Raw genomic sequence first — 17,225 nt, forward strand, 5'->3', positions numbered from 1 at the left:
TGGCACAGCAAATGCTATGCATCGCCCCAAATACAACATCATCCCACAAAACCCGGATTATTTATCTGGTTTAATGGGGGCCAGACACCCGAATATTTCAAGGAAAAACCCATGGAATTCATCACGCATCTAATCAAGCTTTCGGGCGGGCTGCCGATCATCATGGCGCTGCTGTTGCTGGTGGCGGTGGCGGTGATTTTTGACCGGCTGTGGTTTTACTACCGGGTGCTGGGTGCGGGCAACCGGGTGGAGGCCTCGCTCAAGGGGCTTGACTACCGCGACGTGCGGGGTCTCAAGGCGCTGGGCGAGGAGTACGCGCACACCCTGCAGGGGCGCTTGATCCTGCAGGCGGTGGCGTCCAAGGCCGAGACGCCGGACGCGCTGTCGCAGCACCTCGACGAGGAAGTGCTGTGGTCGATGCCGCGGCTGGACCAGTACCTGTGGCTGCTGGACACGGCGGCGACCTTAGGTCCGCTGCTGGGCCTGTTCGGCACCATCATCGGCATGATCGACACCTTCAACGTGCTGGGCAGTTCCGGGGCGGCGGTCAAGGCCACCGGAGGCATTGCCGATGCGCTGGTGTCGACCGGGATGGGTCTTTTCATCGCGATCATCTCGGTGCTGTTCCTGAACCTGCTGAACAAGCGCCTGCGTCTGGCGATGCACCAGCTCGACCTGATCCGGCTGCTGCTGATCAACCGCTTCTACGGCGAAGGCGTCAAGGCGCACGGCGAGACCGGCGCGGAACACTTCGAGACGCGCAGCGCGCTGGGCGCGCACCTAGGCATGGGCGACACGCGCAAGGCCGAGGGCGTGTGAGATGGATCGCTCCCGCTACTTCGAGCATCAGGAACCGCGGCTGAACATCATCCCGATGATCGACATCATGATGTTCCTACTGGTGTTCTTCGTGCTGATGGTGCTGCACATGATCCCCAACACCGGGGTGAAGCTGCACCTGCCGAGCGCGAGCACGGCGACCAAGCTGCCGCACAAGAGCGTGATCATCGGCGTGACCGACAAGGGTGCGGTGCGCTACCAGGACCACACGGTGACCCTGGACGCGCTCAAGCAGGCGCTGTCGGCGCTCAAGGACAAGGCCACGGTGAGCGTGATCATTGCCAGCGACGGCAAGGCCACGGTGCAGGAACTGACCGGGGTGATGAACACCGTGCGCGAGCTGGGGATCAGCAAGATCGGCCTGGCCACGCGCGCGGGGTCCCCGGCGGGCGCCGGCAAGACCGCCGCCGGCAAGACCCCCACTGGGACACCGGCTGCCGCAGCGCCGGCCGGTAGCGCGGCGCCATGAGCGCACTGGCGCCGCTCGGGCCGTGGTCGCCGCCACGGCTGGGTCTGCCGCGGGCGTTCGTGCTGGCGCTCGTGCTCGAAGTGCTGATCGTGGTGCTGCTGCTGTGGCCGTGGCACCACGCCCCGGCCCCGCCGCCGCCGGCGATGCCGCAGCAGGTGACCACGGTGCAGTTCGTCAAGCTGCCGCCGCCGCCCCCACCCAAACCGGTGGTGCAGCCCAGGATCGTGCCGCCGCCGCCGATCCCCAAGCCGCAGATCGTGATCCCGAAGAAGCCCAAGCCCAAGCCGATCGTGCACCACAAGCCCAAGCCGCGGCCCAAGCCCATCGTGCACCACAAGCCCAAGCCCGTGCCCAAGCCCAAGCCCGCGCCGCATCCGCACGTGGTGCCGCACCCGGCGCCGCAGGTGGTCAAGTCGCCGGTGCCGACCCCGCGGGTCGCCCCCGTGTCCGGGCCCAGCCCCTCGGCGATCGCCGCCTACAGCCAGGCGCTGCACGTGCTGATCCAGAACAACGTGGTGGTCGGCGAGATGGTGCGCCAGCTCGGCCTGTCCGGCAGCGTGCGGGTGAGCTTCGTGCTCGGCCCCCAGGGCGGCGCCGCGCAGGACGTGCGCGTGGTCTCAGGCGGGGCCAACCCCCTGATCCGCCGCGACGCCCTCAAGACCGTCGGGCAGCTCAAGTACCCCCCGTTCCCCAAGTCCTTCGGCTCCGCACCCCGCACCTTCGAGGTCGTCGTGCAGATCAACGCCAATGGCTGAGGGCTTAATGCAACGGCACCCGCTGCCGTTTGGTTGGTTCGATTTAGCTTTACCGTGCGCTTCGGCCGGCCCTAGGGAAGGCCGTCCGGGGCGTGCGTACACAACAATAAAAAGTCCGGGCTAGCGCTTTCAATTTGAATCGTTGGGGGTCAATGCAATGAAAGATCGATGAGGTGAAAAAATAATGAAATCAGCATTTTCTCACGCCTCAGCAGTAGCCTTGCTGGGCGTATTGGGTATCGCTGGCAGCCTGTTGCCGGGCATGGCGCAAGCCGCTGATACAAGCGACAACGGAAAAACCGCGTCTACCGACGCGAAAACCATCAAGATCAAGAAGGTTACCAAGAGCTATGAAAAGCTCATCGCAGCCGAGCGCAATATCCCGTCGGTAGTGAACGCGGTTCCCGAGGACAGCATCAAGCATGCGAGCAACGCAAGCTCGATATACTCGCTGCTCAACGAAACCCCCTCGGTGAATGAATACCAGCAGAACATCGGTCCCAACACGCCGGTGCTGGTGGTCCGCGGCGTACGCATGAGCCAGCTCGCGCAGACGTTGGACGGCATCCCGCTGCAGGACATCCTCTATGGTGGCCAGGGCCCGTTCCTGAGCTTCAACGTCGGTAATTCAGTTTCCACCGGCGAGATCCAATCGATCAACGTCTATCCTGGTGTCGCGCCACCGAGTCGCGAAGGTTTCGCCACCGTCGGCGGCACCATCGCCTACACCACGCGCAAGCCCACGGCCAAGCCGTATGCCGAGTTCTCCACCAAGATCGGCTCCTTCGGCACGAACGAGATATCGACCGACCTCAACACCGGTTCGATCGGCGGCGGCATGGACGGCACGAGAGCACTGTTCTACTACGGCCACGAGAGCAGCGATGGCTATATCCTGCACACGCCGTCGACCTACGACAACTTCATGCTGAGCCTGCTCAAGCCCTATGACGAGGGTATGTCCCAGGTTTCTGCGGTTCTGCTGGCGAGTCGCGGCAAATCCGTGGTTCAGACCGCCCCTACGCCGACGGCATGGCTGCAGGAATACGGCCTGTACTATAACCCGCCATCCTCCGATACCTATTCCGAGCAGATCAACAAGTACTACGCCCTGATCCTCGGCGACCGCACCTACATCAATTCGCACCTAATGTTCCAGGGACACATGTTCGACATCTACCGGACCGGGTATTTCAATTCCTGGACCAACCCCAAGTACATCAACGCTTCCTACCCGTATCAGGTCAACTTCCAGGCGCCTTACTTCGGCTATGGTCCCATGGGTCAGGCAAACGGGATATACAACCCGAATCACTTCACCTATGACCCCGCTGCCGTCTTCGGTACCGCACAGGCCGGCGAGGCCGCCGTCGTTGGCAACAACGCCAACAACACCTTCGGCATCAAGGGTTCGACCCTATTACTGCTACCGCACAACGCGGTCAAAGTCGGCCTGATGGGCGTGCGCGAACGCGGCTGGGGCAGCCAGTATGTCTATGGCAATCTGCAAATGCCGCAGATCAACGGCTATAACTCGATGTCCGACAACAGCGCCTACGCGCTACGCAGCGTCTACAGCGGCTACATCCAGGACAAGATCACCCTGATGGGCGGCAAGCTGCACATCGAACCTGGTTACACTTACTCCGGTGTGAACACCGTGGTCGATCAGCCATGGAGTATCTACGACACCACCGGCACTGCACCGCCCTACATCCTGAACAGCTGGTATACCGTCAGCACCCCCTACCTAGGTCTGGCCTACGACCTGCGCAAGGACCTGATCGCCTACGCGAGCTACGGCAAGGGTGCCCGCTACTCGCCGGCAAGTGACCTGGGATACGGGAACCAAGGGCAGGCCGTGGCGCCGGCCCCTGAAATCGTCAACATGTACGAGGCGGGACTCCGTTACGACACGGCGCGCGCCTACGCCAACTTCGACGTGTATCTGCAGGAACAGAAGGATATGTTCTCCTTCTACATCAACTACACGACCGGTGCCGCGCAGTATCAAAACGTCGGCAAGGAACGCATGCAGGGTGCCGAGCTCAGCGGCGCTTACAAGCTGACCCCGGCCGTGGAGCTGACCGCCAACACCTCGTACACCGAAGCACGCTACGTCAACGGCTTCTGGGCGTTGATGACGCCGTTCGAGGGTCAGTACGGCTACGCCTTCGCCGGCGACCACGTGCCCTTCGTGCCGGCCTGGACGGGCAACCTCGGCATCAAGTACGACAAGAACGGCACCTACGTCAAACTGTCGACGCACTACACCGGACGTATGCACTACGTCTACACCCTTGGGCCGAACGAAACCCAGACCTATCAGGGTATCGGGCTGGCGGACGCCACGGTGTCTTCACCCAACACCTTCGGCGGGTTCTGGATCTTCGATCTGAAGGCCTCGCAGAAGCTGCCGGTGCACATGGGCTACCTGAAAGACGTCAAGCTCACGCTCAACGTCGACAACCTGTTCGACAAGAAGTACTACTCCCACTTCTACAACATCTATAAGGAGTATGACTTCGCTGCCGTGGGTACGCCTTACGACGCGGCCTACCCGGGCATGCCCCGCTACATCAGCCTGGGCCTTTCGGCCAAGTTCTCCTGACGGGGACGTGCCGGCGCGGAGCAATCCGCGCTGGCACCATTGCGCGTTTACAGGCCCAGATGCTGGCCATAGACTCCGCACCACCTACTCTGCCTGAACGACCACGGACATGAATCCACGACAGAATTCCAGACTGCTCGCGGCCGCAGGGCTGCTGACCGCACTCGCCGCCCCTCTCGCCCATGCGGCAGACCCCACGCCCCGGCACGGCGGCACGGTGGTCACCGTCCCAGGCGTCGGCGTCGCGCCGCCAGCGGCCGTGAACGGTCTCAATCCGCTGCTGTCCTCATCGCTGTACAATCAACAGGCCGCCGGCCTGATGTATCTCGGCCTGCTGTGGATCGACCGGCACCTCAAGATCGACTACACGCGCTCCGTCGCCAGCGGCATCCAGGTCTCGGCCGACCGAACCGTGTACACGGTCACGCTGCACAAGCGCTATCGCTGGTCGGATGGCCAGCCGGTCACCGCCGAAGACGTGGCCTACGATTACCACATGATCGAAAAACTCGGGCCGAAGTTTCCCAACTACGGCACCGGCGGCATCCCGACCCTGGTCAAGTCCTTCGAGGTGCTCGGACCCTATCGCTTCCGCATCACCCTCAAGCGCCCGGTCAATGCGGACTGGTTCGAGCTCGACGGTCTCGGCCTGCTCATGCCCTTACCCAAGCAGGCCTGGGAACACTACAGCGTCAAGACCATGTTCAACCACATGGTCGACCCGAGCTTCTTCCAGGTCGTCGATGGGCCGTTCAAGCTGCAGTCCTTCGTGCAGGGACGCTATGTCAGCTTCGTGCCCAACCCCAAATACACTGGCCCCAACCCGCCCTACATCGACCGTCTGGTGCTGCGCTTCCTGAACACCCCGCAGGCCGTATTCGCCGCGCTGCGCACCGGCGCCATCCAGATCGGTACCCTGCCGCGCTCGCTGTATCCGGCCCGCGCCCAGCTCGCCGCCCTCGGCACCTATGAGATCAAGGGGTTGTGGGGCTTCAACTACATGGGCTTCAATTATTCCAACCCGAATCTCGGCTTCATCCACGACGTGCGCGTACGTCAGGCCATGATGCATGCCATCGACCAGCCGCTGCTGGTCAAGCTGGAAGATTTCGGCATGGGTCAGCGCGACTACGGCCCGGTGCCGGTCGATCCGCCCACCTTCCTCTCGCCCCACGCGCGCAAGATGCTGGACTCCAAGGTCTACGACCCCGCGCTCGCCGACCGTCTGCTCGACGAGGCCGGCTGGAAGCGCGGCCCCGGCGGTATCCGCGAAAAGGACGGCCACAAGCTCGCTTTCACCATGTACGTGCAGGCTGGCCGTACCCGCGGTCCGACCATGATCGCCGGCATGCTTGCGCAGGTCGGCATCAAGCTGCGCCTGCGCGAAAAACCCTTCAACAGCGTCATCGCCGAATATACCGACCCCAGCAACAAGCAGTGGCAGTCGATCTACCTGGGCTGGAGTCTGTCCACCTACCCCAGCGCCGGCACCATCTTCAAAACCGGCGGAGCGCTGAATGACTACCATTACAGCGATCCCAAGCTGGACAAGCTGATCGACGAGGTCACCAAGAAATCGGGGTTGGCGCCGCTCTACGCCTTCCAGGACTACATGATCAAGACCCAGCCGGTGATCTTCCTGCCCTACTCCTACAAACTCGTCAAATACGCACGCAACATCCACGGCATAGACAAGGCGTTCACCCCGCTCGGCGGCTTCAACCCGCAGTATCTCTGGGTTTCGGCGAAGTAGGAGCAAGACCATGTGGAGCCTGATTGCAAGACGTCTGGGCACCTCGGTGACCTCGATCGTGATTCTCGTCACCCTGGTGTTCTTCATGATCCACGCCACGCCCGGCGGCCCCGCCTACAGCATCCTGGGCATGCGCTCCTCGCCCGCCGCGGTGGCCGCGCTGAACCACCAGATGGGCCTGGACAAGCCGCTGTACGTGCAATACCTGACCTGGTGGGGGCATCTGTTCGAGGGCAACCTCGGCTATTCCTTCACCCAGCATGCCCCGGTGTCCTCGCTGCTCGGCAGCTACCTGCGCAACACCCTGCTGCTGTACGCCTCGGCAACCCTGATCGCGATCCTGCTGTCGGTGCTACTCGGCATGCTGCAGGGCGCGCTGGAACGCCGCGCGGCCGGACGCCTGATCGGCGCCTTCCAGCTCACCTTCTACGCCATGCCGATCTTCTTCGTCGGCGGCATGCTGATCCTGATCTTCGCCATCGACCTCGGCTGGCTGCCCTCCGGCGGCATCACCGCCAGCGACGGCAGCGGCGGCACACTGGTCTACCTGCGCCACATGATTCTGCCGGGCACCGCGCTGGCGCTGCCGCTGACCGCCGGCCTGTCGCGCTACTTCGGCCACTCCACGCGCAACGAATACCGCCTGGACTACGTGCGCACCGCGCGCTCGCGCGGCCTGCCGCCGCTGCGCATCGCCATCGGCCACGTACTGCGCAACGCCGTGCGCCCGCTGGTAACCGTAATCGGCATGATGCTGCCCTACATCTTCGTCGGAGGCGTGCTCACGGAAAGCGTGTTCAACTATCCCGGCCTCGGCTGGCTGTTGTGGCAGTCGGCGCTCAACCAGGATTACCCCACCCTTACCGCCATCGTCCTGCTGATCGGACTGCTGACCATCTTCGGCAACCTGATCGCGGACCTGGCCAACAGCATTCTTGACGTCCGAGTCCGCTATGAGTAGCCAAGTGACTGCCCCCGAAACCCGGTCGTCCGCCGCCGTGCGAGGCCTCTGGCCGCGCCTCGGCGAGCGCCTGCCCGCCGGGCTGCGCGACGCCCTCGCGCGCTACCACCACCCGATGACCTGGACCGGCATCGCCCTGTTCGCGGGCATGCTGGCGTTCAGCTTCCTGGGTCCGCTGGTCTACACCGCGAACCCGTTCACCATCCACGCCATGCACATCCTCTCGCCGCCCTCGCTCGCCTTCCCCTTCGGCACCGACAACCTCGGCCGCGACATGCTCGCGCGCGCCATGGCGGGCGGGCGCTCCAGCCTCACCGTGGGCGTGCTCGGCTCGCTGGTCGCCATGCTGACCGGCATCGCCTACGGCATGCTCTCGGCGCTCGGCCCGAGCTGGCTGGACAAGGCGCTGATGCGCCTGCTCGACGCCCTGCTTGCCCTGCCCACGCTGGTGCTGATGATCTTCTTCGCCGCGATCATCCCGCTCGACGTGGTCAGCCTGACGCTGCTGCTCGGCCTGGTTTCCTGGCCCGGGCTGGCGCGCATCGTGCGCAACGAGGCTCTGGCCTATCGCGAGCGCGACTACGTCCAGGCCGCGCGCCAGTTCGGCGCCGGCACCTTCTACATCGCCCGCGTGCATCTGCTGCGCGCGATGCTGCCGATCCTGATCGTGAACACCACCTTCATGGTCGCCGACGTCATCCTCGGACTCGCCGGGCTGTCCTTCCTCGGCCTCGGCATCCAGCCGCCGCGCGCCTCCTGGGGCGGGCTGCTCAACGAAGGCGTGCAGCAGGTGTTCCTCAACGACTGGTGGCTGATCCTATTTCCGGGCCTCCTGATCTTCGGCGCCATCCTGGCGATGAACTTCATCGGGCAGGGCCTGCTCACCCGGCTGGAGGGACGCGCATGAGCCTGCTCGAGATTTCGGACCTCGGCATCAGCTTCGGCCGCGGCCGCCGCCGCGTCGACGTGGTCGACCACGTGAACCTTGCCCTCGAGGCCGGGCAGATGCTCGCCCTGGTCGGCGAATCCGGCTCCGGCAAGTCGCTCACCGCCACCGCCGTCAACCGCCTGCTGCCCTACGGCGGCTGGCTCAGCGGCGGACACATCCGCCTCGCCGGGCGCGACCTCGCCGACCTGCCCGAGCGCGAGATGCGCGCCGTGCGCGGGCGCGAGATCGGCATGGTGTTCCAGAACCCGCTGTCGGCGATGAACCCCAGCCTCACCGTGGCCCGCCAGATCGGCGAGTCCTACCGCCTGTACACCGGCGCCAGCGAGCAGGCCGCCCGCGAACGCGCGCTCGAACTGCTGCGCGAGGTCGGCGTGCCCGACGCCGCGGCGCGCCTCGACGACTATCCGCACCAGTTCTCCGGCGGCATGCGCCAGCGCGTGATGATCGCCATGGCGCTGACCTGCGAACCCAAGCTGCTGATCGCCGACGAGCCGACTACCGCGCTCGACGTCACTATCCAGGCGCAGATCCTGCGCCTGATCCGGCGGCTGCAGCACGAGCGCGATCTTGCCGTGATCTTCATCACCCACGACCTCTCGCTGGTCGCCGAATACGCCGACCGCGTGGCGGTAATGTACGCCGGACGCATCGTCGAGCAGGCCAGCGCCGACGAATTCTTCGCCACGCCGCAACATCCCTACAGCCGCGCGCTGCTGGCCGCGATCCCGCGCGTCGACGGCGAGCCGGCGCGCCTGGCCGACATCGACGGCCTGCCGCCCGACCCGCGCGACTTCCCGCCGGGCTGCCGCTTCGCGCCGCGCTGCCCGCAGCGCCAGGACCGCTGCACCCAGGCCTATCCCGAAACCCTGTACAGCGGCGGCCACGGCGTCGCCTGCTTCCGCGCCCAGGAGCTGCCCGCATGAGCCCCCTGCTCGACGTCGAAGACTTGTCGGTCCGCTTCAATCTCGGCGAGGGCGGCCTGTTGCGCAAGACGCGCGGCACCATCCACGCCGTGTCGGACGTCAGCCTACATCTCGAACGCGGCGAATGTCTTGGCCTGGTCGGCGAATCCGGCTCCGGCAAGAGCACCCTGGGGCGCGCCATCCTGCAGATGACCCGCCCCAGCGATGGCCGCGTATACCTCGACGGCCACGAGCTGACCAAGCTGCCCGAGCGCCAGCTGCGCCCCTACCGCCGGCGCATGCAGATGGTGTTTCAGGACCCGATGGACGCGATGAACCCGCGCATGACCGTGGAACAGGTGATCGTCGAGCCGCTGCGCCTGCAGGGCATCGGCGACCGCCGCGACCGCCGCGCGCGCGCCGCCGAACTGATGGAAACCATGGGCCTGCCGGTCTCCGGCCTGCAGCGCTACCCGGGGCAGTTCTCCGGCGGCCAGCGCCAGCGCATCGCTATCGCACGGGCGCTGGCCCCGCAGCCGGACCTGCTGGTGCTGGACGAGCCCACCTCCGGGCTCGACGTCTCGATGCAGGCGCGCATCCTCAACCTGCTCGCCGACATCCGCCAGTCGCTCGGCCTGAGCTACGTGTTCATCAGCCACGACCTCGGCGCGGTCGGCTACCTCGCCCAGCGCATCGCCGTGCTCTACCTCGGCCGCGTGGTCGAGCTGGCCCCGGCGCGCACTCTGCTCGCCGCACCGCGTCACCCCTACACCGCCTCGCTGCTGGAGGCCCTGCCGCGACTCGACCGCAAGGCCGAGGACGACTACGCCCCCGCGCGCGGCGAGCCGCCCTCGCCGGTGAACCCGCCGAGCGGCTGCGCCTTCCACCCGCGCTGCCCCGCCGCGCAGGCCGTGTGCGCCAACGAACGCCCGGCGCTGTCCGCCGCCGGCAGCACGCACCGCGTGGCCTGCCACTTCCCCCTGGCCCAGGAATCCGCCGCGTGAACACTCCGCAAACCCGTTATGGCAACGACCTGGAAGTGATCGCCCACCGCGCCCGCGACCTGCTCGCCGGCACCGCGCGCTGGCGCGTCCTCGTTGAACAGACCGACACCCTCGGCTGCCTGGTACGCCGCGGCGTGCTGCAGCCGCCCGAACGCAGCGCGCGCCGCGCCGTACTGATCACCGTCGAAGAACAGGGCGCGCTCGGCTACGGCGCGACCACCGATCTTAGCGCCGACGGCCTGACGCAGGCGGTCGAACGGGCGCGCCGCATGGCCGCCGTGCTGCCGGCGCGCCGCCTCGGTGCCGGCCTGCCCGCGGACGCCACGGACCCCGTGCCGGCGTTCGTCGAGCCCTGGGCGGACTACGTCGACATGACGCTCGCCGAACGCATCGAATGGCTGCACGACCTCGAGATCGCCATGGCCATCGACGACCGCATCCACAGCCGCGCCGCGCTGCTCGAAACCACGCGCCGTGAGCGCGTGCTCCTCGACCAGTCCGGGCGCGAGCAGCGACAGGTCTGGCGGCTGTGCCAGGCCGGCCTGCGGGCGGTGGCGGTCGGCGCGGACGGCAGCCAGTGGCGCAGCCACGGTCACAGCTTCCAGGGACCGGCCACGCCGGAACATCTGGCCGCGCTCGACTTCACCCGCGAACGCGCGGCGGCCCTGTCGCGCGACGCGCTCGCACTGCTGGACGCGCCCGAGTGTCCCACCGGCACCCGCGACCTGATCCTGCTGCCCGAGCAGATGACCCTGCAGATCCACGAGAGCATCGGCCACCCGCTGGAGCTCGACCGCATCCTCGGCGACGAGCGCAACTACGCCGGCTGGAGCTTCGTCCGCCTCGAAGATTTCGGCACCCTGCAGTACGGCTCGCCGCAGCTCAACGTACTGTTCGCCCCGGACGAGCTCGGCGAATTCGCGAGCTACGCCTGCGACGACGACGGCCTGCCGGCGCGCCGCACTCACCTGATCCGCGGAGGCCTGCTGGAACGCCCCCTGGGCGGCGCCCGCTCGGCGGCGCGCGCCGGGCTGGAACCGGTCGCCTGCACACGCGCGACCAGCGCCCTGCGGCCGCCCATCGACCGCATGGCCAACCTCAACATCGCCCCCGGCGAGCAGTCGCTGGGCGAGCTGATCGGCGGCGTCGAACACGGCGTGCTGCTCGGCCAGAACCGCTCCTGGTCCATTGACCAGCGTCGCGAGAAATTTCAGTTCGGCTGCGAGTGGGGCCGGCTGATCGAGGACGGCGAGCTGCAGGGGCTGGTGCGCAATCCCAACTACCGCGGCCGCACCCTGCCGTTCTGGCACAGCCTCGACGGCGTCGGCGGCGCCGATACCTTCCAGGTGCTCGGCCTCGGCAACTGCGGCAAGGGCGAACCCAACCAGAGCATCGGCGTCGGCCACGCCTCCCCGGCCTGCCGCTTCCGCGGCATCGAGGTGTTCGGAGGTGCGGCATGAACGACCTTCAGCCTCTGATCCACACCCTCGCCGAGCGCCTGCCCGCCCTCGCCAGCGACGGCGAGACCCTGTTCGCCTACGTCTACGGTGAGCAGACCGACTTCGCCCGACTCAGCCGCTCGCGCATCAACCAGCTCGGCCATATCCACCAGCGCCGGCTCACGCTGACCCTGAGCGACGGCCGCTCCGCGGTGAAGGACACCTGGGACTTCGACGCCGGCGCCCTCGACACCCTGGCGCCGCGCATCGAGCGCCTGCGCGGCGATCTGGCCGCCTCGCCCGACGACCCCTACCTCAGCCTGGACGCCTCGCCGCGCACTGCGCACAGCGGGCAACCCTACGAAGAACGCGATCTCGAACCCTGGCTGGAGGCGCTGCTGGCAAACACCGCGGACGACGACCTCGTCGGCATCGCCCTGTCCGGCCCGCAGGGCTTCGGCTTGGCCAGCAGCCTGGGCCATGCCCTGAGCCACCGCAGCGGCGGCCTGTCGCTGGACGCCAGCCTGTTCACCCCGACGCACCAGGCGGTCAAGATCGAGTGGAGCGCCCCAGCCGACGGCCCCGCGGACCCCGCCGCGGCACTCGCGCAGGCGCGCGAGCGGCTGGCGCTGCTCGGCGGCGAACCCTACGCCCCCGCGCCGGGACGCTACCGCGCCTACCTCGCCCCCGAGGCCCTGACCGAACTGCTCGGCGTGACCGTCTGGCAGGGCTTCTCGCGGCAGGCGGTGGAAAGCGGCAACAGCCCGCTCGACCGCCTGTTCCGCGGCACCGCCGGCTTCGCCCCCAACGTGCGCCTGCGCGAGCTGCGCGAGGACTCCAACGCGCCTCCCTTCGGCGCCGCCGGGCACACCCTGCCGGGCGCCGTCGACCTCGTGATCGACGGCCGCGCAGGCGACACCCTGGTCAGCCCCCGCGCCGCGCTCGAATACGGCGGCACGATCAACTCCGACAGCGGCATGCCCATCGCGCTGACCCTGGACGGAGGCGACCTCGCCGAGGCCGACGCCCTCGCCGCGCTGGGCACCGGGCTGTACCTCGGGCGGCTGTGGTACGCCAACCTCTCCGACCCGACGCACTGCCGCGTCACCGCGATGACCCGCTACGACTGCTTCTGGGTGGAGGACGGCCGCATCCGCGCGCCGCTCGCGCCGATGCGCATCGACGCCAGCCTCTACAGCCTGCTCGGCCCCGATCTCATCGCCCTGAGCCGCGAACGCCATCGCCTGGAGGACACCTCCAGCTACGAGCGCCGTGCCAGCGGTCACCAGCTGCTGCCCGGCGCACTGTGCGCGGCGCTGCCCGTCACCCTGTGACCCCGGCGCCGCGTTTGCAACCCGACCGCATTCCCGACAACGAACAAGGATCTCGCATGCTCCACCGCTTGCCGACGCGCGCCGTTCTCGCGGCCCTTTCCCTGATCCTCGCCTGCGGCGGCGCCGCGCGCGCCGCGACCCCGGACAGCGTTTCCACCTGCACCGGCGTCGGTCTGTCGGCACCGATGATCGTCAACTCGCTGCTGCCCGTGGTGAACAACGACTCGGTGGGCAACGAACAGGCGATCCTGCTGATGTTTCCCTATCTGCTGTGGGTGGGCAACGACCTGCGCCTGGACTACACGCACAGCATCGCCAGCGGGATCGCCGTGTCGGATCACGACACTGTGTTCACCCTCAAGCTCAAACCCTGGCGCTGGTCCGACGGCAGCCCGGTCACCGCGGACGACGTCATCTACGACTTCCAGCTGATCCGCGCCTACGGCGCGCGCTACCTCAACGCCGGGATCGGCGGCATGCCCGGGATCGTGAAGTCGATGACCGCGCCGACGCCGGACACCCTGCGCGTGGAGACCCGCCATCCGGTCAATCCGCACTGGTTCGAGCTCAACGGCCTCACCCAGCTGCGCCCGCTGCCGCGCCACGCCTGGCACGACATGAAGGTGGACGAACTGGTCAAGCGCCAGGACCAGACGGGGATGGTCGCGGTAACCGACGGCCCCTACCGGCTTGTGAAATATGTCCCCGGGCGCTACATGAGCTTCGTCGCCAACCCGAAGTATTCCGGGCCGCAACCGCACATCAAGCACTTCGTGCTCCACATGTACACCGACAGCCAGTCCGCCTTCGCCGCGCTCAAGACCGGCGAGCTGCAGCTCGGCCACGTGCCGCCCTCGCTGATCCCGGCCAAGCGCATGGTCGCTGACCTCAAGGGCCAGTTCTATCCGGGCGGCTTCAACGTCAGCTACATCGCGCTCAACTTCGACAACCCGGCGGTATCCTGGTTGCGCGATCTCAAGGTACGCCAGGCTCTGCAGCTCGCCATCGACCAGCCGCTGCTGATCCAGGCCGCGCTGCACGGCCTCGGCACGCCGAATTTCGGCCCCGTGCCGGCGGTGCCGCCGACCTATCTCTCGCCCGCGCAGCGCGCCGCCGATGCCCATCCCTCGGCCCAGTACGACCCGGCCCGCGCGCGCAAGCTGCTCGCCCAGGCCGGCTGGATGCCGGGAGCGGGCGGCATCCGGCGCAAGAACGGGCAGCGTCTGGTGCTCACCCTGCTGGTCACCAGCGGCACGCCGCACCGCATCGCCGAGGCCGAGATCATCAAGCAGACCTGGCGCGCCATCGGCGTCGACCTGCGCATTCGTCTGGTGCCCTTCAACCAGGAACTGGCCGAGGTGCGCCCCGGCGGTCACTGGCAGGTGGCGATGATGGCCTGGATCTACGCCCCCGACTACTACCCCACCGGCGACGGCATGTTCGATACCGGCGGCGGCGCCAACTATGGCAACTACAGCGATCCCAAGATGGACGCCCTGATCCGTGCCTCGACCAGCGATCCCGGCCTCAAGGGGCTGTATCGCTACCAGGATTACGTCGCCGAACAGCTGCCGGTGCTGTTCCGGCCATCACCCGGCTATCTGGTCAAGTACGACCCGCGGCTGCACGGCGTGAAGGATTACCTCAGCCCGCTGGGCTACATCTGGCCGCAAAGCCTGTACTACGCTAAGTAACCGTCCGCGCACGGCGGCAGAAATGCCGCCCGCGCGGACGGCATGCCGCATGCATGTCGTTTCCCGCGGCCGTCATGGCCCTCAACCGGAGCGTCTGCGATACATGACCAAGCTCTATCCGCACCCTGAATTCATCGACGCGGCGATCGGCTGGCGGCGCCACCTGCATCGCCATCCCGAACTCGCCTACCGCGAGTTCGACACCTCCGCCTACGTGCTTGAACGCCTGCACGAGCTCGGCTACGAACCGCAATTCGGCATCGGTGGCACCGGCGTCGTCGCTCTGTTACAGGGCGAACGTCCGGGGCCGACCATCGCCCTGCGCGCCGACATGGACGCCCTGCCGCTGACCGAATGCGCGCAGCGCGAACACCGCTCCACCCGCAATGGCGTGATGCATGCCTGCGGGCACGACGGACACACCGCGATTCTGCTGGGTGCCGCCGGCGCGCTGGCCACCCGGCGCGACTTCGCCGGCACCGTGGCCTTCGTGTTCCAGCCCGCCGAGGAAGGCGAGGCCGGCGCCCGCGCCATGCTCGAAGACCCACGCTGGCCGGGTTTCGGCATCGAACGCATCTACGGCCTGCACAACTGGCCCGACCTGCCGCTGGGCGAATTCGCCATCCTCGAAGGCCCGTGCATGGCCGCCTCCGACATCTGGGACATCCGCCTGCGCGGCCGCGGCGGTCATGCCGGCTGGCCGCACCGCACCCAGGACACCGCCGGCGTCGTGGCCGCGCTGACCGCCGCGCTGTCCGGACTCACGCGACGCATTGCCGCGCCGACCGACCCGGCCGTGGTCACCGTCACCCAGATCCATGCCGGTACCGCGTACAACGTGATCCCCGCCGAGGCGCACATCGCCGGCACGGTGCGCACGCTGCAGCCGGACACCCAGGCAAACATCCGCGAGGCGATGGAAGAGGCTGCGCGCAGCATCGCCGCGCTCTACGGCATGGAGGCCGAACTCGACTACCAGCCGCAGTACCCGGTGACCTTCAACCACGCCACCGAGGTCGCCGACCTGCGCCGCGCCGCCGCCCGCGTCGACGGCCTGCGCGAAAGCGACCGTCCGCCCACTCCCTCGATGGGCGCGGAGGACTTCTCCTTCTTCACCCAGCGTCTGCCCGGCGCCTACCTCTGGCTCGGCATCCGCGACGCCGAGCACGAGGCCTCGCTGCACAGCTGCGCCTACGACTTCAACGACGCCGCCATCGCCCACGGCATCGAGCTGTGGGTCGCGCTGGTCGAGAATCTGCTCGGAGGGAAGTGACGCTCCCGGACGGACGCCCGGGGAACGGAACCGGCGCGAGACGCACGTCTCGCGCCGGTGCGGCGGGGTCAGCACGACCCCGCCGGCATAGGGCTAGCCCTTGGAGCACTGCGCGCTGCCGTTGGCGGCCATGCCCGACGAGCCGAACTGGCTCTGCATGCCGCCCTCGCCATACAGGCTGCGCTTGTGCTTCGTACCGCTGCTGCTGCCGGTTGCGGTCGAGCCCTGCATCGTACCTTGGCCGTGCGACGGCTTGGCGTACATATTGAAGGAGCTATGCAAACCTGGCCCGGCACTCGCACTGCTCTGCGACCCGGCAAATGCTGCTCCGCTCACAAGCATGCCCACGGCCAGTCCGGCCCCCAAAATCAATCTTGCTGGTCGATGTCCAGACATGAAACCTCCTCTGTTGCAAAGCCAAAAACCAGCGCTCCCGAGGTCCGGGCGCCGGCGGGATCGCATCAAACGATGCCCGGCCTGTCGACAACGGTTAAGGCGGACGAGTTCCTGAACTTGCGAATCCGGCCGCGCGACCGGCCGATCCACGCAACCGCTCACGCGTGCCTCACGGGCGCGTGGTGGGCAACAGCGGATACGCGCGCTGCCCGGACCCGTCCTGCGGCGGAGAATCCGGCTGCTGCGACGGCTGATCCTTGCGCTTGCGCTCGTCCTTGCGCCGATGCCGGTCCTGCTGGCGTTGATCCTGTCGCTTGCGATTGTCCTGCTCACGCCGATCCTGACGCTGATGGCGCTCATCGCGCGGACGGTCATGAGGCGGCGGCGCATACCGATCCTGATACTGCCGCACCGGCGGAGCCGGCGGCGGCATTTGCGGCGGATAGTACCCGCGGTCGCCGGCCGGTCCCATCGGCTGAGCATATCGCCCCGGCGACGGGCCTTCGTCATGCCGCTCGGGATAACCCTCGTCGTGCCGACGCACGCCGTAGATCGGCACCACCGGATAAACCACAGGCCCCGGATAAGCGCCGCCCACCGGCACATCGCACCCGGCCAGGGTCGCGGTTGCGGCCACCAGTCCGATTATCCATACAGCCTGTCTTTTCATTGACTCTCCCGGTCAGTGTTTTTTGATAAGTGTTGGTTGGTAAGACCATGGGGTGACGGGAAAGTTGGGGGAGAGAGGGGATGCCCACAAACGACCCCGACAAGTCATTTGTGTTGCCCTCCTAGAGCGTCAGATATGTCGCTCTTTGCTGACACCCGCATGCAAAATCCCGACT

The 17,225-nt window shown here is 67.1% G+C and carries 15 protein-coding genes; 13 read left to right on the forward strand and 2 right to left on the reverse strand.

Features of this window, described 5'->3' with window-relative positions:
- Nucleotides 1–111: 111 nt before the first annotated feature.
- The 13 genes from BJI67_RS11880 (at nucleotide 112) to BJI67_RS11940 (ending at nucleotide 15,984) form a co-directional block, all read left to right on the forward strand.
- Nucleotides 112–819 carry a MotA/TolQ/ExbB proton channel family protein gene (locus BJI67_RS11880; RefSeq protein WP_070073207.1) on the forward strand — a complete coding sequence of 236 codons (708 nt, stop codon included), beginning with the start codon at nucleotides 112–114 and terminating at the stop codon, nucleotides 817–819.
- Between the two features lies 1 nt (nucleotide 820).
- Nucleotides 821–1,309 carry an ExbD/TolR family protein gene (locus BJI67_RS11885; RefSeq protein ID WP_070072132.1) on the forward strand — a complete coding sequence of 163 codons (489 nt, stop codon included), beginning with the start codon at nucleotides 821–823 and terminating at the stop codon, nucleotides 1,307–1,309.
- Between the two features lie 143 nt (nucleotides 1,310–1,452).
- Nucleotides 1,453–2,064, forward strand: coding sequence for an energy transducer TonB (locus BJI67_RS11890; protein ID WP_156782130.1), 612 nt, complete (start codon nucleotides 1,453–1,455; stop codon nucleotides 2,062–2,064).
- Between the two features lie 184 nt (nucleotides 2,065–2,248).
- On the forward strand, nucleotides 2,249–4,675 hold the full coding sequence (locus tag BJI67_RS11895; RefSeq protein WP_083250850.1) for a TonB-dependent receptor: 2,427 nt from the start codon (nucleotides 2,249–2,251) through the stop codon (nucleotides 4,673–4,675).
- A 109-nt stretch (nucleotides 4,676–4,784) separates the two neighbouring features.
- A complete protein-coding gene (locus BJI67_RS11900; protein WP_070073210.1) occupies nucleotides 4,785–6,428 on the forward strand; it encodes a peptide ABC transporter substrate-binding protein in 1,644 nt (547 codons plus the stop codon).
- 10 nt (nucleotides 6,429–6,438) lie between these two features.
- Nucleotides 6,439–7,389 carry an ABC transporter permease gene (locus BJI67_RS11905; RefSeq protein WP_038092935.1) on the forward strand — a complete coding sequence of 317 codons (951 nt, stop codon included), beginning with the start codon at nucleotides 6,439–6,441 and terminating at the stop codon, nucleotides 7,387–7,389.
- The gene (locus BJI67_RS11910; protein WP_070073211.1) at nucleotides 7,382–8,296 is read left to right on the forward strand and encodes an ABC transporter permease; all 915 of its coding nucleotides are present in this window, start codon (nucleotides 7,382–7,384) and stop codon (nucleotides 8,294–8,296) included. The genes BJI67_RS11905 and BJI67_RS11910 overlap by 8 nt, the downstream gene beginning before the upstream one ends.
- Nucleotides 8,293–9,261: an ABC transporter ATP-binding protein gene (locus BJI67_RS11915; RefSeq protein ID WP_070073212.1), complete on the forward strand. Its 969-nt coding sequence runs from the start codon at nucleotides 8,293–8,295 to the stop codon at nucleotides 9,259–9,261. Before BJI67_RS11910 ends, BJI67_RS11915 begins: the two co-directional genes overlap by 4 nt.
- Entirely contained in the window at nucleotides 9,258–10,244 is a 987-nt protein-coding gene (locus tag BJI67_RS17850) for an ABC transporter ATP-binding protein (protein WP_070073213.1), read from the forward strand. Before BJI67_RS11915 ends, BJI67_RS17850 begins: the two co-directional genes overlap by 4 nt.
- The gene (locus BJI67_RS17855; protein WP_070073214.1) at nucleotides 10,241–11,704 is read left to right on the forward strand and encodes a TldD/PmbA family protein; all 1,464 of its coding nucleotides are present in this window, start codon (nucleotides 10,241–10,243) and stop codon (nucleotides 11,702–11,704) included. The genes BJI67_RS17850 and BJI67_RS17855 overlap by 4 nt, the downstream gene beginning before the upstream one ends.
- Nucleotides 11,701–13,017: a metallopeptidase TldD-related protein gene (locus BJI67_RS11930; protein ID WP_070073215.1), complete on the forward strand. Its 1,317-nt coding sequence runs from the start codon at nucleotides 11,701–11,703 to the stop codon at nucleotides 13,015–13,017. Before BJI67_RS17855 ends, BJI67_RS11930 begins: the two co-directional genes overlap by 4 nt.
- A gap of 56 nt (nucleotides 13,018–13,073) precedes the next feature.
- On the forward strand, nucleotides 13,074–14,711 hold the full coding sequence (locus BJI67_RS11935) for a peptide ABC transporter substrate-binding protein (protein ID WP_070073216.1): 1,638 nt from the start codon (nucleotides 13,074–13,076) through the stop codon (nucleotides 14,709–14,711).
- 103 nt (nucleotides 14,712–14,814) lie between these two features.
- Nucleotides 14,815–15,984, forward strand: coding sequence for a M20 metallopeptidase family protein (locus tag BJI67_RS11940; RefSeq protein ID WP_070074126.1), 1,170 nt, complete (start codon nucleotides 14,815–14,817; stop codon nucleotides 15,982–15,984).
- A 93-nt stretch (nucleotides 15,985–16,077) separates the two neighbouring features.
- Here the strand turns inward: BJI67_RS11940 and BJI67_RS17510 are convergent, their stop codons facing one another.
- Nucleotides 16,078–16,380 carry a hypothetical protein gene (locus tag BJI67_RS17510; protein WP_156782132.1) on the reverse strand — a complete coding sequence of 101 codons (303 nt, stop codon included), beginning with the start codon at nucleotides 16,378–16,380 and terminating at the stop codon, nucleotides 16,078–16,080.
- 169 nt (nucleotides 16,381–16,549) lie between these two features.
- A complete protein-coding gene (locus BJI67_RS11945; RefSeq protein WP_156782133.1) occupies nucleotides 16,550–17,050 on the reverse strand; it encodes a hypothetical protein in 501 nt (166 codons plus the stop codon).
- Nucleotides 17,051–17,225 lie beyond the last annotated feature (175 nt).

Source organism: Acidihalobacter aeolianus, from assembly GCF_001753165.1.
GTDB classification, from domain to species: Bacteria; Pseudomonadota; Gammaproteobacteria; order DSM-5130; family Acidihalobacteraceae; genus Acidihalobacter; species Acidihalobacter aeolianus.